This window comes from Delftia sp. WSY_7 (assembly GCF_043104845.1).
Taxonomy (GTDB): Bacteria; Pseudomonadota; Gammaproteobacteria; order Burkholderiales; family Burkholderiaceae_C; genus Comamonas; species Comamonas tsuruhatensis.
The window spans coordinates 1-19,325 of the sequence record NZ_JBICLB010000036.1 but is presented as its reverse complement, the minus strand read 5'-3'; the positions used below and the strand labels follow the sequence as shown (position 1 = coordinate 19,325).

Annotated in this window: 19 protein-coding genes; 16 read left to right on the top strand and 3 right to left on the bottom strand. The window is 68.4% G+C overall.

The window, feature by feature from the left end:
* Positions 1-35 precede the first annotated feature (35 nt).
* Both ACF8ME_RS21600 and ACF8ME_RS21595 read right to left on the bottom strand, forming a co-directional pair.
* Positions 36-947: an SDR family NAD(P)-dependent oxidoreductase gene (locus tag ACF8ME_RS21600; protein ID WP_016453901.1), complete on the bottom strand. Its 912-nt coding sequence runs from the start codon at positions 945-947 to the stop codon at positions 36-38.
* Between the two features lie 575 nt (positions 948-1,522).
* A complete protein-coding gene (locus ACF8ME_RS21595) occupies positions 1,523-1,948 on the bottom strand; it encodes a hypothetical protein (protein ID WP_016453902.1) in 426 nt (141 codons plus the stop codon).
* 155 nt (positions 1,949-2,103) lie between these two features.
* Between ACF8ME_RS21595 and ACF8ME_RS21590 the strand changes: the two genes are divergently transcribed.
* The 11 genes from ACF8ME_RS21590 (at position 2,104) to prfH (ending at position 11,151) form a co-directional block, all read left to right on the top strand.
* Positions 2,104-2,418, top strand: coding sequence for a 2Fe-2S iron-sulfur cluster binding domain-containing protein (locus tag ACF8ME_RS21590; protein WP_013803407.1), 315 nt, complete (start codon positions 2,104-2,106; stop codon positions 2,416-2,418).
* Positions 2,419-2,630: 212 nt separating this feature from the next.
* The gene (gene ribBA, locus ACF8ME_RS21585; RefSeq protein WP_016450459.1) at positions 2,631-3,752 is read left to right on the top strand and encodes a bifunctional 3,4-dihydroxy-2-butanone-4-phosphate synthase/GTP cyclohydrolase II; all 1,122 of its coding nucleotides are present in this window, start codon (positions 2,631-2,633) and stop codon (positions 3,750-3,752) included.
* Between the two features lie 3 nt (positions 3,753-3,755).
* Complete coding sequence (gene ribH / locus ACF8ME_RS21580) at positions 3,756-4,226, top strand: 6,7-dimethyl-8-ribityllumazine synthase (protein WP_016450458.1); 471 nt, start codon at positions 3,756-3,758, stop codon at positions 4,224-4,226.
* Complete coding sequence (nusB, locus tag ACF8ME_RS21575; protein WP_016453904.1) at positions 4,223-4,813, top strand: transcription antitermination factor NusB; 591 nt, start codon at positions 4,223-4,225, stop codon at positions 4,811-4,813. The genes ribH and nusB overlap by 4 nt, the downstream gene beginning before the upstream one ends.
* A 115-nt stretch (positions 4,814-4,928) precedes the next feature.
* Positions 4,929-6,113 carry a pyridoxal phosphate-dependent aminotransferase gene (locus tag ACF8ME_RS21570; protein ID WP_016453905.1) on the top strand — a complete coding sequence of 395 codons (1,185 nt, stop codon included), beginning with the start codon at positions 4,929-4,931 and terminating at the stop codon, positions 6,111-6,113.
* A 12-nt stretch (positions 6,114-6,125) separates the two neighbouring features.
* A complete protein-coding gene (gene ybgC, locus ACF8ME_RS21565; RefSeq protein ID WP_392418159.1) occupies positions 6,126-6,542 on the top strand; it encodes a tol-pal system-associated acyl-CoA thioesterase in 417 nt (138 codons plus the stop codon).
* Positions 6,539-7,243: a protein TolQ gene (tolQ, locus tag ACF8ME_RS21560; protein WP_016450454.1), complete on the top strand. Its 705-nt coding sequence runs from the start codon at positions 6,539-6,541 to the stop codon at positions 7,241-7,243. The genes ybgC and tolQ overlap by 4 nt, the downstream gene beginning before the upstream one ends.
* A 30-nt stretch (positions 7,244-7,273) precedes the next feature.
* Complete coding sequence (locus tag ACF8ME_RS21555) at positions 7,274-7,699, top strand: ExbD/TolR family protein (RefSeq protein ID WP_047218593.1); 426 nt, start codon at positions 7,274-7,276, stop codon at positions 7,697-7,699.
* A gap of 24 nt (positions 7,700-7,723) precedes the next feature.
* Positions 7,724-8,875, top strand: coding sequence for a cell envelope integrity protein TolA (gene tolA, locus ACF8ME_RS21550; protein ID WP_209801121.1), 1,152 nt, complete (start codon positions 7,724-7,726; stop codon positions 8,873-8,875).
* 399 nt (positions 8,876-9,274) lie between these two features.
* The gene (locus ACF8ME_RS21545) at positions 9,275-10,561 is read left to right on the top strand and encodes an RNA ligase RtcB family protein (RefSeq protein WP_151021188.1); all 1,287 of its coding nucleotides are present in this window, start codon (positions 9,275-9,277) and stop codon (positions 10,559-10,561) included.
* Positions 10,552-11,151, top strand: a complete 600-nt coding sequence (gene prfH, locus ACF8ME_RS21540; RefSeq protein WP_392418156.1) for a peptide chain release factor H — start codon at positions 10,552-10,554, stop codon at positions 11,149-11,151. Before ACF8ME_RS21545 ends, prfH begins: the two co-directional genes overlap by 10 nt.
* Before the next feature lie 10 nt (positions 11,152-11,161).
* On the opposite strand, the gene ACF8ME_RS21535 is transcribed toward prfH, so the two are convergent.
* Entirely contained in the window at positions 11,162-11,932 is a 771-nt protein-coding gene (locus ACF8ME_RS21535; protein ID WP_392418189.1) for a sulfite exporter TauE/SafE family protein, read from the bottom strand.
* A gap of 145 nt (positions 11,933-12,077) precedes the next feature.
* Between ACF8ME_RS21535 and ACF8ME_RS21530 the strand changes: the two genes are divergently transcribed.
* The 5 genes from ACF8ME_RS21530 to ACF8ME_RS21510 all read left to right on the top strand — a co-directional run bounded on the left by ACF8ME_RS21530 (position 12,078) and on the right by ACF8ME_RS21510 (position 19,263).
* On the top strand, positions 12,078-12,989 hold the full coding sequence (locus ACF8ME_RS21530) for a LysR family transcriptional regulator (protein ID WP_252653373.1): 912 nt from the start codon (positions 12,078-12,080) through the stop codon (positions 12,987-12,989).
* A 21-nt stretch (positions 12,990-13,010) separates the two neighbouring features.
* The gene (gene yegQ / locus ACF8ME_RS21525) at positions 13,011-14,399 is read left to right on the top strand and encodes a tRNA 5-hydroxyuridine modification protein YegQ (RefSeq protein WP_392418154.1); all 1,389 of its coding nucleotides are present in this window, start codon (positions 13,011-13,013) and stop codon (positions 14,397-14,399) included.
* Between the two features lie 112 nt (positions 14,400-14,511).
* Entirely contained in the window at positions 14,512-15,384 is an 873-nt protein-coding gene (locus ACF8ME_RS21520) for a hypothetical protein (RefSeq protein ID WP_016450446.1), read from the top strand.
* Between the two features lie 25 nt (positions 15,385-15,409).
* On the top strand, positions 15,410-16,855 hold the full coding sequence (locus tag ACF8ME_RS21515) for a PLP-dependent aminotransferase family protein (RefSeq protein ID WP_203399741.1): 1,446 nt from the start codon (positions 15,410-15,412) through the stop codon (positions 16,853-16,855).
* 248 nt (positions 16,856-17,103) lie between these two features.
* Positions 17,104-19,263, top strand: a complete 2,160-nt coding sequence (locus tag ACF8ME_RS21510) for a TonB-dependent receptor family protein (RefSeq protein WP_392418151.1) — start codon at positions 17,104-17,106, stop codon at positions 19,261-19,263.
* The last annotated feature ends 62 nt before the right edge of the window (positions 19,264-19,325 follow it).

The window sequence follows — 19,325 nt, the reverse complement described above, 5'->3', positions numbered from 1 at the left end:
GCCGGCCAGCGGCGAAACCTCTGGCCGGCCCCTGGTCATCGACGGGCTGCAGCCATGGCCTTGCCCACTTCCAGCGTGCCCTGGGCGGCGCCGCTGGCGGGCACCTGTTCGCCGCTGCGGTCCAGCACCTGGGCCAGCTGTGCGGCCAGCTGTTCCGGCACCTGCTCGCCCTGGCCCAGGTAAACGCCTTCGGTCAGCGTGATGAAGGCGGCCTCGAAGCCGCCCGCGCCTGCGCACAGCGTGGTGCGCGTGGGCGCACTTTCGTGGGCCAGCACCAGCATGGCGGGCACCACGGCCTCGGGCTTGAGGGCGGCCAGCACGGCCTCGGGCATCAGGCCTTCCGTCATGCGGGTGGCCGCCGTGGGTGCCAGCGCATTCACATGGATGCCGTGCTTGGCGCCTTCGATGGCCAGGGTCTGCATGAGGCCGACCTGGGCCAGCTTGGCCGCGCCGTAGTTGGCCTGGCCGAAGTTGCCGTACAGGCCCGTGGACGAGGTGGTCATCACGATGCGCCCGTAGTTCTGCGCCTGCATGTGCGGCCACACGGCCTTGCAGCAATGCGCGGCGCCCATCAGGTGCACTTCCACCACCAGGCGGAAGTCGTCCATGCCCATCTTGGCAAAGCTCTTGTCGCGCAGGATGCCGGCGTTGTTGACCAGAATGTCCACGCGGCCCCAGGCATCGACGGCCTGCTGCACCATGGCCTGCACGGCCTCGAAATCGGTGACCGATGCACCGTTGGCCAGCGCCTGGCCGCCCGCCGCGCGGATCTCGTCCACCACGGCCTGGGCCGCCGTGGCCGAACCGCCGCTGCCATCGACCGCACCGCCCAGATCATTGACCAGCACCTTGGCGCCGCGCGCCGCCAGCGCCAGCGCATGCAGGCGCCCCAGGCCGCCGCCGGCCCCCGTCACGATGGCCACGCGGCCTTCAAACTCAATCGCCATGGAGATGCTCCCTTTGTGTCGTTGGATGCCGGTTGCGCCCTCCGGATGGCAGGGCACCGGCCACCCAGCAATGTAGACGGACGCCGGCCGCATTCCGGTTGCCGAAGCGACTGCGGCAGGCCCGCCGGCCTTGTCCCCATCATTTCGTGACAAGCCTGTGGAAAACCATGTGCAGGCTCGGGACTGGCTGGTTAAGTAATTGTTTTTATTCGATTTTTTCGTTTTGCCTATTTTTTGATCAAATCCACAAGTCGTGTGCCCGACTTATCCCGCCTCACCCTGAACAATCTTGTGAACAACTTTCACAGCGGGCGGGATAAGACACGCAAGTCATTGATTCAAAAGAGAAACAGGAGGATCGCTTAAAAAATAGGCAGAAGACCCCGTATTTTCGGGCCACGTCCCGCTTATCCACCGCGCAACCTGCATGTACGCATTTACCCCCATTCGTACTGGACAAGCATGTGGACAAGCCGCCAAAAATGCCGAATTCGCAACATAAGTCATTGATTTGACAAACAAGCCAGCCAATTGCTCAAAAAACAGGCAAACCTGTGCGTCGCAGCCGGACGCGTTCAAACGCCTTGCGACCCGCTCCCCTCACAGGCCTCATCACGCGCATGCGCTGCAAGCGCCCCGCAGACGGCACCGGCAACCAGGGGAAAGACATAGACGCCGAGGGATTTGGGAAACGGCGTGCCGGAGGTCGCTGAAAAGCATGCAGCCAGCGCGGCGACACCGCTCACCGCACCCAGCACGGCGCCGAACTCCCTGGTGCTCAGTACCTGGAGCAGGCCCCTGAGAGGCCAGCCGACCACATAGATCACCCCCGCCAAAGCGGCAGGAACAGCACCTATGCCATAGCCGAACACGACGAGCAGCCAGTTCACCGGCAGGACCGGCGCACCGTCCGCGCCCACAAGCATCACGGTCAGCACGCCCACACCGGGACCGACCAGCAGGAAAACGAGCACAGGCAGGAGGTAGGGCTTGATATGCATGGAGCCAAGCCTAGCGCACCGCTGACCGCTGCCCGGGAGACCCACCTCAACCCGGCCCCTGGCGCCAGACATTGCCTGATATAGGCCCGATACAGAGCCCGATACAGGGTACAAACACCCTTCGCCCCACAGAATTGCAGCCCCCCTTGATAACCATGAGCCAGGATTCCCCCGCCTCCTCCCCTTTTGCCCCGCCCTTCTTCACCGCCCGCCTCACGCCCAGCGGCCTGCAGGTCGATGCCTGGGCCGACCAGCCGCTGTTGCACTCGCTGGAGCAGGGCGGCGTGGACTGGCCCAGTTCCTGCCGCAACGGCACCTGCCGCACCTGCATCGGGCAGCTGGTGTCGGGCAGCGTGCGCTACGAGATCGAATGGCCGGGCGTGACGCGCGAGGAGCGGGCCGAGGGCTGCGTGCTGCCCTGCATCGCCTATCCCGAAGGCGATGTGGTGCTGCAGGACCCCGGCCCCTGAATCCGGCCAAAGCCCGCGCCGCCTGCGGCCGATGGCCGCTGGAATAGAATGTGCGCTTTCGCAAGGTCATTCCGGGTCATGCCGATTGCCGACAGCGGCTGCGCCGCGCCACACGTTCTTTGGAAGCCCACTTCTGACGCCTGCCAGGCCGAGGAAGCCGGCGCGTGTGCCGCGCCCCGTCCGCACGACCCGGCTCCTCCAGAAGGCACTCCATGAACAACTCCACGTCCCCCGTGCCCATCTCGCCGGTGGAAGACATCATTGCCGACATGCGCGCGGGCCGCATGGTCATCCTCGTCGATGAGGAAGACCGCGAGAACGAAGGCGACCTGGTGCTGGCCGCCGACCATGTCACCCCCGAGGCGATCAACTTCATGGCGCGCTTCGGCCGCGGCCTGATCTGCCTGACGCTCACGCGCGAGCGCTGCGAATACCTGAAGCTGCCGCCCATGGCCGCGCGCAACGGTACCGTGTACAGCACGGCCTTCACCGTCTCCATCGAAGCGGCCGAGGGCGTGACCACCGGCATCTCCGCCGCCGACCGCGCCCGTACCGTGCAGGCCGCCGTGGCCAAGGACTCCAAGCCCACGGACCTGGTCCAGCCGGGCCACATCTTCCCGCTGCAGGCCGTCGACGGCGGCGTGCTCATGCGCGCCGGCCACACCGAGGCCGGCTGCGACTTCGCCGCCCTGGCCGGCTGCAGCCCCGCCGCCGTGATCTGCGAGATCATGAAGGACGACGGCACCATGGCCCGCCTGCCCGACCTGCAGCTGTTCGCGGCCGAGCACGGCCTGAAGATCGGCACCATTGCCGACCTGATCCAGTACCGCAGCCGCAACGAAACTCTGCTCAGCAAGGTCGGCGAGCGCCCGCTGCAGACGGCGCATGGCGAGTTCATCGCCCATGCCTTCCGCGATCTGCCCAGCCAGTCCGTGCACCTGGCCCTGGTCAAGGGCCAGTGGGATGCCGACACGCCCGTGCCCGTGCGCGTGCATGAGCCGCTGTCCGTGCTGGATGCGCTGGAGACCGGCCGCACCCTGCATTCCTGGAGCCTGGACACCAGCCTCGAATACATCGCCCGCCAGGGCCACGGCGTGGCCGTGCTGCTCAACTGCGGCGAAAGCGGCGACCAGCTGCTGGCCCAGTTCGACGGCAGCGCACGCGCCGCCCAGGCGCCCGAGCGCGGCCGCATGGACCTGCGCACCTATGGCGTGGGCGCGCAGATCCTGCGCGAGTGCGGCGTGCAGCGCATGCAGCTCATGGGCCAGCCGCGCCGCCTGCCCAGCATGGCCGGCTACGGCCTCGAAATCAGCGGCTACATCCCCAAGGAATAAGAAATGTTGAACGCAGAAAAGGGCCAGGCCCTGAATCTTGATGGTGCGCAACTGCGCATTGGCATCGTGCAGGCCCGCTTCAATGAAAGCATCACCAACAGCCTGACCCAGGCCTGCCGCGAAGAGCTGCTGGCCCTGGGCGTGCAGGCCGGAAACATCGACCACGTCACCGTGCCCGGCGCCCTCGAAGTGCCCGTGGCGCTGCAGGCGATGGCCGAGTCCGACCGCTACGACGCCCTGGTGGCGCTGGGCTGCATCATCCGTGGGGAGACATACCACTTCGAGCTGGTGGCCAACGAATCGGGCGCGGGTGTCACGCGCCTGGCCCTGGACTACCAGCTGCCGATCGCCAACGCGATCATCACCACCGAGAACACCGAGCAGGCCATTGCACGCCAGACCGAAAAGGGACGCGACGCGGCCCGGGTCGCCGTGGAAATGGCCAACCTGCTCCAAACCATTGACCGACCATGAGCGACGAACACTCCACACCGGCCTCTGCACGCCCTCCCCGCCAGAGCCGCACCGGCCTGACCAGCACCGGCGCGCGCAAGGCCGCCTCCAAGTCCAACCGCAGCCGCGCGCGTGAATTCGCGCTGCAGGCCCTGTACCAGCACCTGGTGGGCGGCAACGACGTGGAGGCCATCGACCGCTTCACGCGCGACCTGTCGGGCTTTCACAAGGCCGACTCGGTGCACTACGACGCGCTGCTGCGCGGCTGCATCAACTCCCAGGTGGACCTGGACGCACTGATCGCCCCCAAGCTGGACCGCACCATGGCCGAGATCTCGCCCATCGAGCACGCCAGCATGTGGATAGGCGTCTATGAATTCCAGCACTGCATGGACGTGCCCTGGCGCGTGGTGCTCAACGAGTGCATCGAGCTGGCCAAGGAATTCGGCGGCACCGACGGCCACAAGTACGTGAACGCCGTGCTCAACGGCCTGGCGCCCACGCTGCGCGCCGATGAGGTGGCACACGACCGCGCCGCAAAGAGCAGCGCAGCGCCTGCTGCACCGGCCGCGCCTGCGGCCGACGACGCGGCCGGCCAGGCCGGCTGAAGCGCGTCCTGCCACGCGCCTGCATCCACCGGGGCACAGGCCCCGCCGCATCCGGCCGTCCCTGGCCCGCCCGCGCCTGCCGGGCGCGGGCGCCTCTTTCAGGATTTCACCCGTCATGAAGTTTTCGACCCGCGCCGACCGCATTGAGCCCTTTTACGTGATGGAGATCGCCAAGGCGGCGCAGGAGATGGCGCGCGGCTGCGCGGACAGCGACACGCCGATGATCTTCCTGAACATCGGCGAGCCCGACTTCACCGCGCCCCCGCTGGTGCAGGAGGCTGCGGCCCGTGCCGTGCAGGACGGCGCCACGCAGTACACGCCGGCCCTGGGCCTGCCCCAGCTGCGCGAGCGCATCAGCCACTGGTATGCGCAGCGCTTCGGCGTGGATGTGCCGGCGCGGCGCATCGTGGTCACGGCCGGCGCCTCGGCCGCGCTGCAGCTGGCCTGCCTGGCGACCATCGACGCGGGCGACGAAATCCTCATGCCCGACCCCAGCTATCCCTGCAACCGCCACTTCGTGAGCGCAGCCGAAGGCCGGGCCGTGATGGTGCCGACCACGGCGGCCGAGCGCTACCAGCTGAGCGCCGACAAGGTCGAGGCCGCCTGGAACGCGCACACGCGCGGCGTGCTGCTGGCCTCACCCTCCAACCCCACCGGCACCTCGATTGCGCCGGCCGAGCTGCGCCGCATCCTCGACGTGGTGCGCGCCAGGGGCGGGCTGACCATCATCGACGAGATCTACCTGGGCCTTTCGTACGATGCGGCTTTCGGCCAGACCGCGCTGGCGCTGGGCGAGGACGTGATCAGCATCAACAGCTTCAGCAAGTACTTCAACATGACGGGCTGGCGCCTGGGCTGGATGGTGGTGCCCGAGGCCATGGTGCCCGTGGTCGAGCGCGTGGCGCAGAACCTCTTCATCTGCGCCAGCACCGTCTCGCAGCGCGCCGCCCTGGCCTGCTTCGAGCCCGAGTCCATTGCCGAGTACGAACGCCGCCGCGCCGAGTTCAAGGCCCGGCGCGACTTCTTCATCCCCGCGCTCGAGGCCCTGGGCCTGCCCGTGCCCGTGCAGCCCGACGGCGCCTTCTACGCCTGGGCCGACTGCCGTGCCGCTGCCGCCAGGCTCGGCGTCCAGGGCAGCTGGGACTTTGCCTACGCCGTCATGGAGCGCGCCCACCTGGCCATCACGCCGGGCCGCGACTTCGGCACGTTCGAGACCGCCGACTTCGTGCGCTTTTCGACGGCCAACTCCATGGAACAGCTGCAGGAGGCCGTGCGCCGCCTGCAGCGCCTGCTGGCCTGAGGCCCGCCGCACATGGCCTTCGAATTTCCCATCCGCGTCTACTGGGAGGACACCGATGCCGGCGGCATCGTGTTCTACGCCAACTATCTGAAGTTCTTCGAGCGTGCCCGCACCGAGTGGCTGCGCGCCCTGGGCATAGGCCAGCAGCAGTTGCGGGAACAAACGGGCGGCATGTTTGTCGTAACCCAGGCCCAGCTGCAATACCTGCGGGCGGCCCGGCTCGATGACCAACTCCTTGTTACCGCCGAGCTGCAAAGCAGCGGCCGCGCTTCGCTGACAATACGCCAGCAGGCGCTGCTGGCATCCGCCGGCGATGGCAATGCGCCGCCGCCCCTGTTGTGCGAAGGCACGATCCGCATTGGATGGGTGGATGGCTCGGCCATGCGCCCCGCAAGAATTCCGAACCGCATCCTGGAGCAACTCTCATGAACTCCCATGACATGTCCATACTCAGCCTCGTGCTGCAGGCCAGCTGGGTCGTGCAGCTGGTCATGCTGATCCTTGTGGGCGCCTCGGTGGCCAGCTGGGCCACCATCTTCCGCAAGTCGCAGACCTTGAAGCGCGTGCGCACGCTCAACGACGGCTTCGAGCAGGACTTCTGGTCGGGCACCAGCCTCAACGACCTCTATGCCTCGGCGGCCCACCACGCCAAGCAGGGCGGCCCCATGGAACGCATCTTCGCCAGCGGCATGCGCGAGTACCAGAAGCTGCGCGAGCGCCGCATCGCCGATGTGAACCAATTGATGGACGGCACCCGCCGCGCCATGCGCGCCAGCTTCCAGCGCGAGATGGACGAGGTCGAATCGGGCCTGTCCTTCCTGGGCACCGTGGGCTCGGTCTCTCCCTACGTGGGCCTGTTCGGCACCGTCTGGGGCGTGATGCACGCCTTCACCGGCTTTGCCAACATGGAGCAGATCACGCTGGCCACCGTGGCCCCCGGCATTGCCGAGGCGCTGGTGGCCACGGCCATGGGCCTGTTCGCCGCCATCCCGGCCGTCACGGCCTACAACCGCTATGCCCACCAGATCGACCGCGTGGCCAGCCAGCAGGAAACCTTCATCGAAGAGTTCTCCAACATCCTGCAGCGCAACGTGGGTGCGACCGGCTCCAGCACCCCGTCCGGCCATTGAAGTCGCGCACAGTTTGCAAGGAGTGAGCACATGCCCGCAGTAGCCTCGCGCGGCGGCCGCAGCCGCCGCACCGTCAACGAGATCAACATGGTGCCCTTCATCGACGTGATGCTGGTGCTGCTCATCATCTTCATGGTGACGGCGCCCATGCTCACGCCGGGCTCCATCAACGTGCCCAGTGCCGGCAAGGCCGCGCGCACGCCCCCGAAACGCGCCGACGTGATGATCGACAAGGACGGCGGCATCCGCATCAAGGCCGGCAGCACCGACAAGACCGTCACGCTCAAGGAGCTGGGCGCAGCCGCCAGGAGCTGGCAGGACCAGCAAAGCGACGACAGCGCCGTGCTGATCTCGGCCGACAAGAAGCTGCCCTTCGAGACCGTGATGGCCGCCATGTCCGAGCTTCAGGCGGCCGGCGTCAAGCGCGTGGCCTTCGGCGTCAAGTCCTCCCAGTAAGCAGCGCCGCCCGCCTTCGACTCCATGCCCAACCTGCAAGACCACGACCAGTTCGCACCGCCGCGCACGCGCGGCCGCACCCGTTCGTGGGCCATGGCCGTGGCCGCGCACGGGCTGCTCGTGGCCGCCATGCTGTGGACCGTGCGCCCCCCGAAGCAGGCCGACGAGCCCATGGTCGAGGCCGAGTTCTGGTCCACGGCCGCGCCGGCCCCTGCCCTGCCCGTGCCCGCGCCTCCCCCGCCACCTGCGCCCGAGCCCGTTCCCCAGCCGCCACCGCCGCCGCCCGCGCCCGTGATTGCACCGCCCCCACCTCCCAAGCCGCAGGCCGTGGACGACGACCGCGAGGCCGAGATCGCGCTGGAGAAGAAGCGCAAGATCGAGCAGCAAAAGAAGGAGCGCGCCGAACAGGCCGCCCGCGAGCAGCGCGAAAAGGAACGCCAGGAGCGCCTGGACAAGGAAAAGGCCGAGAAGGCGGCCAAGGACAAGGCCGAGCGCGAGAAGGCGGAAAAAGCCGAGAAGGACCGCCGCGACAAGCTCGAGCAGCAGAAAAAGGACAAGGCCGAGCAGGACCGCAAGGACCGCCTGGAGCAGCAAAAGAAGGACAAGGCCGAAAAGGAAAAGGCGGACAAGGAAAAAGCTGCCAAGGACAAGGCCGAGCGCGAGAAAGCCGAGAAGGCGGAGAAAGAAAAGGCCGAAAAGGCCGCCAAGGCAGAAGCCGAGAAGAAGGCCGCCGAGGACAAGCGCAAGAAGGAACAGGCCGCCAAGGAAGCGCGCGAGGCCAAGGAAGCCGAGGCACGCCGCCTGGAGAACATCCGCCGCATGCAGGGCCTGGCCGGCAGCGGCGGCTCGGCCGGCGAAGGCGCCGGTGGCAGCAAGAGCGGCGGCTCGGGCAGCTCCGCCGGAGGCCCCTCGGCCGGCTATGGCGCCAAGGTGGCCGCGCGCGTCAAGCCCAACATCGTCTACCCGGACGCCATCAGCGGCAACCCGCGGGCCGAGGTGCGCGTGCGCACCGCACCCGATGGCACCATCACCGGCGCCACCATCGCCAAGTCCAGCGGCAACAAGGCCTGGGACGACGCCGTCATCCGCGCGCTGCAAAAGACCGAGACGCTGCCGCGCGACATCGATGGCCGCGTGCCTTCGGACCTGGTCATCGGCTTCCGCCCGCAGGACTGAACGGACACGGGCCCTTCATCAAAAAGCCCCGCCGGTACCTGCCGGCGGGGCTTTTTCCATCTTGCGTTGTATGCAATCCGCCACGCGCCTGCGACTTCGCTTGCGGCACCGGCCGCTTGTCCCTAGCATCCCCGTCTTTGCCGCATTCGCGGCACCCGTCCACCATCGCAAAGGAGAGAACCCATGTCCCATTCGACACGTCCCTTTGCAGTCGTGCACGCTTGAAGCCCTAGCGCCTCCAGGCCACGCTGCAGACCTGATTCCCGGCCCCGCAAGAGGCCCGGCTTTCGGCTGCGCGTGCGCTTTTCCTGATGCCTGTCCATCGAGCTTGCGGCGACTGCCCATTGCGCATTCCGCATCTGCCGGAATGTGCCCCAAGCACTCGATCGAAAGCCATTCATGGGCAATTCCATAGTATTCCGTGGCGCAAACGCGGCACCCGCAATCACTCAAGCCAGAGACACCGAGGAAGGGCCGCCCCGCACCGAGGGTGTCGTCTCCCCCCGCGAAGCGAGAGGGGGGAAGGCGCGCAGCGACTCAGGGGGGCCGGACATCCATCTTCAGGTGTTCGCCAACCGCGGCGTCTGGATTGAAGACACCGCCATCCAACAACTTCAAACGACGGCCCGCAACCTGGCCGGCATGCGCGCAGCCGTGGGCCTGCCGGACCTGCACCCGGGCCGGGGCTACCCGGTAGGGGCAGCCTTCTTTTCCGTGGGCCGCTTCTACCCGGCCCTGGTCGGCGGCGACATCGGCTGCGGCATGTCGCTGTACAGCACGGAGCTGGCAGCGCACAAGACCTCGGCTCCCAAGCTGGAAAAGGCGGTGGGCAACATCGACGGCCCCCTGCCCCAGGAACTGCTGGACGCCGTGGACATGCAGCAGCTGGAGCACATCGCCCAGGCCAGCGGCGTGGCCGACCTGGCGTATCTGCAGGACAGCCTGGGCACCATTGGCGGCGGCAACCACTTTGCCGAACTGCAAGTGGTGGACACGCTGTACGAGGACGGCGCGCTCGACAGGAAGCGCGTGCACCTCATGGTGCACAGCGGCTCGCGCGGGCTGGGCGGCGCCATCCTGCGCGCCCATGTGGAGGCCTTCAGCCACGACGGCCTGGCCGCCAGCAGCGATGCCGCCACGCAGTACCTGCGCCAGCACGCGGCCGCCATCGCCTTCGCCCAACTGAACCGCGCCAGCATTGCGGCACGCCTGCTGCGCGCCCTGCGCACGCGCGGCCAGGCCCTGCTGGACATCACCCACAACCACGTGATCGCCCACCACTGGCGCGGCGAAGACGGCTTTTTGCACCGCAAGGGCGCCACGCCGGCCGACCAGGGTCTGGTGGTGATCCCGGGTTCGCGCGGCGACTACAGCTACCTTGTGCGGCCCGTGGCCGGGCGTGACGAGGCACTGCACTCGCTGGCGCACGGCGCGGGCCGCAAGTGGGCACGTACCGATTGCATGGGCCGCCTGCGCCCGCGCTTCACGCTGGACGAACTGCTGCGCACAAAATTCGGCAGCGCCGTGGTCTGCGCCGACCGCGAACTGGTCTACGAGGAGGCCCCCCAGGCCTACAAGGACGTGGACTCCGTCGTCGCCAGCCTGCAGGAAGCCGGCCTGGTGCAGTTGGTGGCGCGGCTGCGCCCCCTGCTGACCTACAAGAAGGGAGCCATGCAATGCTGCTGATCCAGCTGACCGCATCCCACGGCCCCGCTGAGTGCGAGCATGCCGTGCGCCTGACCCTGCGCGAGCTGCTGCGCGACTGCGCCGCCAGCGGCATCACCGTGGACGTGCTGGAAGAAACGCCCACGCCGGCCGGCTACAAGTCCGTGCTGCTGCGCTGCGAGGGCGACACCGGCCTGCTTCACGGCACGCTGGGCGCCTGGCTGGGCACCATCCAGTGGGTCTTCGACAGTCCCCTGCGCCCCCACCACCCGCGCAGGAACTGGTTCGTGGCCGTGCAACAGTGCGAGCCGCCCCGGCAATTGCCGGCAGACGGCGAAATCGTCTTCCAGGCCTGCAAGGCCTCGGGCAAGGGCGGCCAGCATGTCAACACCACGGACTCCGCCGTCCATGCCCTGCATGTGCCCAGCGGGATCTCGGTGAAGGTCATGAGCGAGCGCAGCCAGCACGCCAACAAGCGGCTGGCGCGCGAGCTGCTGGCCCTGAAGCTGGCGCGCCTCAACGCGCAGGGCGAGGGCCAGGCCCGGCGCACGCGCAGCCAGCAGCACTGGGAGGTGGAGCGCGGCAGCCCCGTGAAGGTGTTCCGCGCCTGAACGCCCGGGGCTAGCCCCGGGCGCACATGTAGATGCCCAGGGCCAGCAGGCCCAGCATCAGCACGCGCTTGAAGACCTGGGGCGACAGCGACTGGCGCAGCCGCTCGCCCCAGGCCATGCCGGCCAGGGCGGGCAGCAGCATCAGCGCGGAAACCAGGGCTGTGGCACCCCAGCCCGTCCAGGACGAAGCGGCATGGTCCGGCCCCTGCGCCAGCGCCATGCCCGCGCCCAGCGCCAGCGTGGACACCGTGAAGCACAGACCCATGGCCTGCATCAGCGCCTGCCGGCCCAGCGCCAGCGATTGCAAAAAGGCCACGGCCGGCACCACGAACACGCCGGTCAGCGCCGTGATCCCGCCCGTCAGCAGACCACACAACAGGCCCAGCCAGGCCTGATGCCTCTGCGGCAACTGCAGGCCCGGCCCCCACAGGCCCCACAGGGCATACACAACCAGGGCCACGCCCAGCGCCGTGCGCGCCACGGCGGCCTCGCCCACCGGGCCCCACCACAGCATGCCGCCCACCGTGCCCGCGACAATGCCCAGCTGCATCCAGCCCAGGCGCCGCAGCAGCGGCCGCAGCGATGGCAGGGGCCGCATCTGCACCACATTGGTCACCAGGGACGGCAGCAGCAGCCAGGCCGCTGCCTGCCCGGCCGGCATGAACAGCGCCAGCAGCGCCATGGACACCGTGGGCAGCCCCAGGCCCACCACCCCCTTGACGACACCGGCCAGCCCGAACACGGCCACCGCCGCCGCCAGCACCCACCACGCATCCCACATCACGGCCACCCTGCACTTTCCACCGACTTGGCTCAGGCCCTTCCTGAACCTCATGGCGCCATGCTCGTGCACCAACAAAGGGATCACAATCGGGAATCTTCAAACCAAGGCTCAGGCATGGCCTGATCCTTCAGCACCACAGGCCATGCGATTCGACCTCACCGACCTGCAGCTGTTCGTCCATATCCTCGACTGCGGCACGCTCACCGCGGCGGCCGGGCGCGCGCACATGACCCTGGCCTCGGCCAGCGAGCGCGTGCGCGGCATGGAGGCGCAACTGGGCTGCGCCCTGCTCGCGCGCCAGGCGCGCGGCGTACGGCCCACGGCGGCCGGCCACACGCTGGGCCAGCATGCGCGCAGCGTGCTGGCACAGATGCAGCGCCTGCGCGGCGACATGGCCGAGTACGGCGCGGGGCTGGCCGGCCATGTGCGCGTCTGCGGCAACACCTCGGCCGTGGGCGAGCACCTGCCGCTGGCCGTGGCGGGCTTTCTGCGCAGCCACCCGCGCGTGGCGCTGGAGCTGCAGGAATGCGGCAGCGCCGAAGTGCTGGACCGGCTGCGCCAGGGCCTGTGCGACATCGGCGTGGCCAGCGATGCGCAGGACACCACCGGCCTGCAGGCCACGCCCTGGCGCCCCGACCCGCTGGTGGCCGTGCTGCCGCGCGGCCACCGCCTGGCCCGGCGCACGCGCCTGGCCTTGCAGGAGCTGCTGGCCGAAGACTGGGTGGGCCTGCCGCACGATGCCGCCCTGCAGATGCTGGTGCGCCAGCAGGCCGCCTTGCTGGGGGGGCCGTCGGAAGGGCAGTTGCGCTGGCGCGCCCAGCTGCAGCACCTGGACAGCATCTGCCAGCTGGTGGGCCAGGGCGTGGGCGTGGCCGTCATGCCGGCGGCAGCCGCGCAGCGCCTGGCCCCGGCCAGCGGCGCCCGCGCCGTGCCCTTGAGCGATGCCTGGGCCCGGCGCCAGCTGCTGCTGTGCACGGCCCGGGAAGACCAGTTGCCCGCCCATGCAAGGCAGTTGCTGGTGCATCTGCAAGGGCTTGGCTCGCCTGAGCCTTAGCGAACCATGTTGGAAAGCGCTATGCAGGACAATACGGGGATCATGACCCTCAAAGCCCCCGAACTGCTGCTGCCGGCCGGCTCGCTCGACAAGATGCGCGCGGCCTACGACTTTGGCGCCGACGCCATCTACGCCGGGCAACCCCGCTACAGCCTGCGCGCACGCAACAACGAATTCCGCCTCGAACAGATCGCCCAGGGCATCTCCGAGGCGCACGCGCGGGGCAAGAAATTCTTCGTCACCAGCAACCTGATCGCCCACAACGACAAGGTGCGCACCTATATCCGCGACATCGAGCCCGTGATCGAGTGCAAGCCCGACGCGCTGATCATGGCCGACCCCGGCCTGATCATGATGGTCAAGGAAAAGTGGCCCGAGACCGAGGTCCATCTCTCGGTGCAGGCCAACACCACCAACTGGGCCACGGTGAAGTTCTGGCAGAAGGCCGGCGTCTCGCGCATCATCCTGTCGCGCGAGCTGTCGCTGGACGAGATCGAGAAGATCCGCCAGGAATGCCCGGACATGGAGATCGAGGTCTTCGTGCACGGCGCCCTGTGCATCGCCTACTCGGGCCGCTGCCTGCTGTCGGGCTACTTCAACCGGCGCGATCCCAACCAGGGCACCTGCACCAATGCCTGCCGCTGGGACTACAAGACGCATGACGCGGCCGTGGACCCCAATACCGGCGAGGCCCTGGCCCAGACCATGGAGCAGGACTTCAGCTTCGAGAAGGCCCGCGAGGAAGCCGACAGCCAGTTCACCAGCACCTGCGGCGACGGCGCACGCCACCCCAAGGCCGAGCAGGTCTACCTGCTGGAGGAAAAGGGCCGCCCCGGCGAGCTGATGCCCATCATGGAAGACGAGCACGGCACCTACATCATGAACTCCAAGGACCTGCGCGCCGTGGAGCATGTGGAGCGCCTGGTGAAGATCGGCGTGGACTCGCTCAAGATCGAGGGCCGCACCAAGAGCCTGTACTACGTGGCCCGCACGGCCCAGGTCTACCGCCGCGCCATCGACGATGCCGTGGCCGGCCGCCCCTTCAACCCGCACCTGATCACCGAGCTCGAAGGCCTGGCCAACCGTGGCTACACGGGCGGCCTGCTGGAGCGCCGTCCCTCGCAGGACTACCAGAACTACGAGACCGGCCACTCGGTGCTGCAGCGCAGCCACTTCGTGGGCGAAGTGCGCAGCTATGCCGACGGCATGGCCGAGGTGGAGACCAAGAACCGCTTCTCGGTGGGCGACACGCTGGAGATCATCCACCCCCAGGGCAACCGCCAGTTGCTACTGGAGAAGATGTTCAACCTCGACGGCGAGCCCGTGCAGGTGGCCCAGGGCAACCCGGTGCGCGTGCGCATCCCCCTGGAAGGCCCGGCTGAAGGCGCGCTGATCTCGCGCCTGCTCTGAGGGCGGGCTTCGCCCCTGCTTCCAGTTTTTCTTCTTGGCGGCCGTCCAGGTCCATTGCCGCAATGGCCTGGAGCGGTCGCCTTTTTCTTTCATTCCTCATTTCTGCACTGCCATGGACATCGTCGTCAACGAAGAACTCAAGGCCTACATCGACCCGCTGACCCCCGATGAACTCGACGCGCTGGAGCGCAGCATCCTGGCCGAGGGCTGCCGCGATGCGCTCGTGCTCTGGAACGACCTGCTCATCGACGGCCACAACCGCTACGCCATCTGCCAAAAGCACGGCCTGCCCTTCAACACCATCCAGGCCACGCAGTTCAAGAACATGGACGACGTGCACCTGTGGATGATCGACCAGCACCTGGGCCGCCGCAGCGTGTCCGACTTCCAGCGCGGCGTGCTGGCGCTGCGCAAGCGCGAGATCATTGCGGCCCGCCGCTCGGCCGCTGCCGCCGCCGTGATGGCGGCCAAGGCCGAGGCGCCGGCCCAGCCCGAAGGCGAAGCGCCCTGGGAAGGCGAGACCGACCCCGTGGTCGCCGCCGCCCTGGCCAGCGTGGCCAAGGTGCCCGATGAGGCCCTGGACACGCGCGAGGCCCTGGCCCGCGTGGCCCGCCTGTCCAGCAGCCAGGTCAAGCTGATCGAGACCATCCAGCAAAAGGCCGCGCCCGAAGTGGTGGCCGCCGTGCGCTCGGGCGACATCTCGCTGAGCACCGCCGCCGTGGTCGCCAGCCTGCCCGTGGATGAGCAGCAGGCCGTGGCCGCCGCCGGCGCCGACGAACTCAAGCAGGCCGCCAAGCGCGTGCGCGATGCCAAGAAAAAGCCCAAGGCCGCCAAGCCCGAAGCCGACGCTGCCGACGGCGAAGGTGCGGCCGTGACCGCCTCGCCCGAGGAACTGCAGCAGCGCGTGAACGAACTTGAAGCCGAGAACGAGCGCCTGCGCCAGCAGATCAAGGCCTTGCAGGAACTGCTGGCCGAACAGGGCTGATCCCCGGGCCGCGACCTCCCCAGGCATGACGCGCTACCAGGAACTGGCCGACGATATCGAGGCCTCCATCGCCGCAGGCGTGCTGCGCGCGGGCGACAAGCTGCCCTCCGTGCGTCACACCAGCGAGCGGCGCGGCGTCAGCGCCTCCACGGTGTTCCAGGCCTACTACCTGCTGGAGGCACGCGGCCTGGTGCGCGCGCGCGAGCGCTCGGGCTACTTCGTCGCGGCGCGGCCGCACAGCGCCCCGCCCGAGCCCACGCAGCTGTCGGCCCCCCCGGGCGAGCGCTTTGCCGTGGTCGATGTGAGCGAGCGGGTGTTCGAGGTTCTGGAATCGTCCATGGACCGCGATGTCGTGCCGCTGGGCTCGGCCTTTCCCTCGCCACGCCTGTTCCCGCTGCAGCGCCTGGGCCAGGCCCTGGCCCGCGCCGCGCGCCAGGCCGATCCGCGCAGCGCCCTCGACGACCTCACGCCCGGCAGCATGGCATTGCGACGCCAGATCGCGCGGCGCTACCTGGCCGACGGTCTGGCACTGTCACCGTCCGACCTGGTCATCACCAATGGCGCGCTGGAGGCACTGAACCTGTGTCTGGCCGCCGTCACGCGGCCCGGTGGCGCCGTGGTCATCGAATCGCCGTGCTTCTATGGCGCGCTGCAGGCTCTGGAGCGCATGGGGCTGTCCGCCATCGAGGTGCCCACGCATCCCGGCGAAGGCATGGACCTGGCCGCGCTGGAGACCGCCGTGCAGCGTCACCGGCCCCAGGCCATCTGGTTGATGACCAGCTTCCAGAATCCGCTGGGCAGCCTGATGCCCGAGGCGCGCAAGAAGGCCCTGGTGGAACTGGCCACGCGCCACCAGCTGCCGCTGATCGAGGACGATGTCTACGGCGAGCTGTACTTTGGCGAACACCGCCCGCCACCGGCCAAGGCCTTCGACACCGAGGGCTGGGTGCTGCACTGCGCCTCGTTCTCCAAGTGCCTGGCGCCCGGCTGGCGCGTGGGCTGGACCGCTCCGGGCCGCTTCACGCGCGCCGTGGCGCGGCAAAAGCTCACCACCACGCTGGCCACCAATGCCCCCAGCCAGCAGGCGCTGGCCGACTACCTGGAAAGCGGTGGCGTGGACCGTCACCTGCGCCGCCTGCGCCAGAGCCTGGCCCTGCAGCGGGACCACATGGCATCGGCCATTGCCCGCCACTTTCCGCAAGGCACGCGGGCCACGCGGCCCGAGGGCGGCTACTTCATGTGGATAGAGCTGCCGCCGTACTGCGATGCGCTGGCCCTGCACCGCGCAGCGCTGGCGCGCGGCATCAGCGTGGCGCCGGGGCCGATCTTCTCGGCCTCGCAGGCCTTCGGCCATTGCCTGCGGCTGAACTACGGCCATGACTGGAGCGACGAGACCGGGCAGGCCCTGGCCACGCTGGGCGAGCTGGCCCGCGCAATGCAGTCCCTTCCAGCAGCAAAAGCAGCAAGGTAAGCGCCCGCTGCGCTGGCAGCACCTGCTGCGCTGTAGCGCCCGGGCAACGCGACCCCGCGCAGCTGCTGCCAGCCTGGTGCCGGCTGGATGATTCTCATTTAGACTCGCGCCCCGAACCGGCATTGCCGCCATGCATGCTGACCGGTCCTTGTCTCCTGCTTCCGCCTCGCCCGCCGCCACGCGTCCTGCAGCCTGCCAGCCGACCCTTCAGCGCTGCACCATTCCCAGAGGCACAAAGGAAGTTTTCCATGGTTTCCAGCAATCACTGCGCCACGCTCACACGCTGCGCGGCCGCTGTCGCCGCCGCCCTGCTGTCGCTGCAGGCGTCGGCACAGGCACCATCCACCACCACCGCACCCGAGGCCGGCCTGTCCACCATCACCGTCACGGGCAACTGGCTGGACAACCCCAGCGAGGAAAAAGTGCTGGACCATGCCGGCGCGCGCACCATCGTCGAGCGGGCGCGCATCGAGGAAACCGGCGCCTCCAGCCTGCGCGACGTGCTGCGCCTGGTGCCCGGCGTGCAGGTGCAGGACAGCAACGGCACGGGCGGCAGCGACGTGTCGCTGAACATCGGCGTGCGCGGCCTGACGGCACGCCTGTCGCCGCGCTCGTATGTGCTGATGGACGGCGTGCCCGTCTCCTACGCGCCCTACGGCCAGCCCCAGCTGTCGCTGGCGCCCGTCTCGCTGGGCAACCTGGAGTCGGTGGACGTGATCCGCGGCGCGGGCTCGGTGCGCTACGGCCCCCAGAACGTGGGCGGCATCATCAACTTCGTCACGCGCGCCATTCCCAAGACCTTCGCGGCCGAGGCCTCGGTGGGCACCGAGTTCTACAGCCACGGCGGCAATGCCAAGACCACGCCCAGCCTCTTCGTGGGCGGCACCAGCGAATCCGGCCTGGGCCTGGCCCTGCTGTACTCGGGCACGCATGGCGACGGCTGGCGCGCAGGCAATGACAAGACCGATATCGACGACATCCTGCTCAAGGGCGCCTACCGCATCTCGGCCCAGGACGACATCGCCGTGTCGCTGCACCACTTCGAGGGCTCGGGCCGCATGCCCGGCGGCCTGACCACAGCGCAGTACGCGGCCGACCCGTTCCAGTCCACGCGCTCCTACGACAGCTTCGACGGCCGCCGCACCGATGCCTCGTTCAAGTACAACCACAAGGACGGGCGCAACAACTTCGAGGTGCTGGGCTACTACGTGGACTCGTTCCGCGGCAGCCACATCGAGCAGGACAACGCCAACCAGCGCCGCCTGACCGCCGCGCCGCGCAGCTACCACTACTTCGGCATCGAGCCGCGCTACTCGCGCCTGTTCGAGACCGGCTCCGTGGTGCAGGAAGTCAGCGTGGGCTACCGCTACCTCAAGGAAAGCAGTTCCGAGGTCGCGCTGCGCACCGCCTACTACAACCCCGCCACCATGGCCAACGCCATGGCCCTGCCGATCACGCCCTACCAGACCAGCCAGGGCGGCACCACGGCCCATGCCTTCTACATCGATGACCGCATCGACATCGGCAACTGGACCATCACCCCCGGCGTGCGCTACGAACGCATCAACTCCTTCAACAACGTCAGCAACCTGGGCGCCGACGGCAGCACCGTCACCAGCCAGCTGTTCCCCAAGGCCGAGGCACGCGAGCTCCTGCCCACGCTGTCCGTGCTCTACCGCATGAATGCGCAGTGGTCGCTGTTCGCCAACGCGGGCAAGTCCTTCGGCCCGCAGCAGTATGCGCAGCTGGCCCAGACCGAGCGCGGCCTGCATCCCGAATCGGCCAAGACCTATGAGGTGGGCACGCACTACAACAGCCCGGCGCTGAACGCCGAGCTGACGCTGTTCAACATCGACTTCGACAAGGAACTGCTGCTGACCCGCGTGGGCGTGGACGGCATCTGGACCGACCTGGGCGCCACGCGCCACCGCGGCATCGAGTCCTCGCTGCGCTACGACCTGGGCCAGTGGAATGCCGCGCTCAAGGGGCTGACGGCGGGTGTGTCCTATACCTACACCGAGGCCGTCTCGCGCGCCGGCGATTTCGCGGGGCGCGACCTGCCGCTGTACTCGCGCCACACGGGCCAGCTATGGGCGCGCTATGCGCTGGGGCAGTGGACGCTGAATGCGGACCTGGCCGCGCAATCGAAGCAGCGCTCTCCGGGGTCGGGCACGCAGTATGTGACGCAGGAAGATGCTGCGGGGCGGCTGGGTGATATTCCCGGGTTTGCGACCGTGGGCCTGCGTGCGGGCTATGACTTTGGCAAGTCGCTGGGCAATCTGCGGGTGGCCGTGGGGGTCAAGAATCTGTTCGATCGCAGGTACTACACGCGGTCTACGGACAACAACGGGGGCAAGTATGTGGGGATGCCTCGGACGTTGTATGTGCAAGGGACGTTGCCGTTCTAAATACTTCGGTCTTTTTTGACCCTGCCGGGTGGTTGTTTTTCGAGGCCGGGTCTCGGCCCGGC

Bases quoted from the DNA above. Each gene is read 5' to 3' on its own strand.
- tolA (WP_209801121.1), top strand. From the start codon at position 7,724: ATGCCCAACCTGCAAGACCACGACCAGTTCGCACCGCCGCGCACGCGC.
- ACF8ME_RS21530 (WP_252653373.1), top strand. From the start codon at position 12,078: ATGCGATTCGACCTCACCGACCTGCAGCTGTTCGTCCATATCCTCGAC.
- ribH (WP_016450458.1), top strand. From the start codon at position 3,756: ATGTTGAACGCAGAAAAGGGCCAGGCCCTGAATCTTGATGGTGCGCAA.
- ACF8ME_RS21600 (WP_016453901.1), bottom strand. From the start codon at position 947: ATGGCGATTGAGTTTGAAGGCCGCGTGGCCATCGTGACGGGGGCCGGC.
- ACF8ME_RS21510 (WP_392418151.1), top strand. From the start codon at position 17,104: ATGGTTTCCAGCAATCACTGCGCCACGCTCACACGCTGCGCGGCCGCT.
- ribBA (WP_016450459.1), top strand. From the start codon at position 2,631: ATGAACAACTCCACGTCCCCCGTGCCCATCTCGCCGGTGGAAGACATC.
- ACF8ME_RS21555 (WP_047218593.1), top strand. From the start codon at position 7,274: ATGCCCGCAGTAGCCTCGCGCGGCGGCCGCAGCCGCCGCACCGTCAAC.
- ybgC (WP_392418159.1), top strand. From the start codon at position 6,126: ATGGCCTTCGAATTTCCCATCCGCGTCTACTGGGAGGACACCGATGCC.
- ACF8ME_RS21535 (WP_392418189.1), bottom strand. From the start codon at position 11,932: ATGTGGGATGCGTGGTGGGTGCTGGCGGCGGCGGTGGCCGTGTTCGGG.
- yegQ (WP_392418154.1), top strand. From the start codon at position 13,011: ATGCAGGACAATACGGGGATCATGACCCTCAAAGCCCCCGAACTGCTG.
- prfH (WP_392418156.1), top strand. From the start codon at position 10,552: ATGCTGCTGATCCAGCTGACCGCATCCCACGGCCCCGCTGAGTGCGAG.
- ACF8ME_RS21515 (WP_203399741.1), top strand. From the start codon at position 15,410: ATGACGCGCTACCAGGAACTGGCCGACGATATCGAGGCCTCCATCGCC.
- ACF8ME_RS21520 (WP_016450446.1), top strand. From the start codon at position 14,512: ATGGACATCGTCGTCAACGAAGAACTCAAGGCCTACATCGACCCGCTG.
- ACF8ME_RS21595 (WP_016453902.1), bottom strand. From the start codon at position 1,948: ATGCATATCAAGCCCTACCTCCTGCCTGTGCTCGTTTTCCTGCTGGTC.
- ACF8ME_RS21590 (WP_013803407.1), top strand. From the start codon at position 2,104: ATGAGCCAGGATTCCCCCGCCTCCTCCCCTTTTGCCCCGCCCTTCTTC.
- tolQ (WP_016450454.1), top strand. From the start codon at position 6,539: ATGAACTCCCATGACATGTCCATACTCAGCCTCGTGCTGCAGGCCAGC.
- nusB (WP_016453904.1), top strand. From the start codon at position 4,223: ATGAGCGACGAACACTCCACACCGGCCTCTGCACGCCCTCCCCGCCAG.
- ACF8ME_RS21570 (WP_016453905.1), top strand. From the start codon at position 4,929: ATGAAGTTTTCGACCCGCGCCGACCGCATTGAGCCCTTTTACGTGATG.
- ACF8ME_RS21545 (WP_151021188.1), top strand. From the start codon at position 9,275: ATGGGCAATTCCATAGTATTCCGTGGCGCAAACGCGGCACCCGCAATC.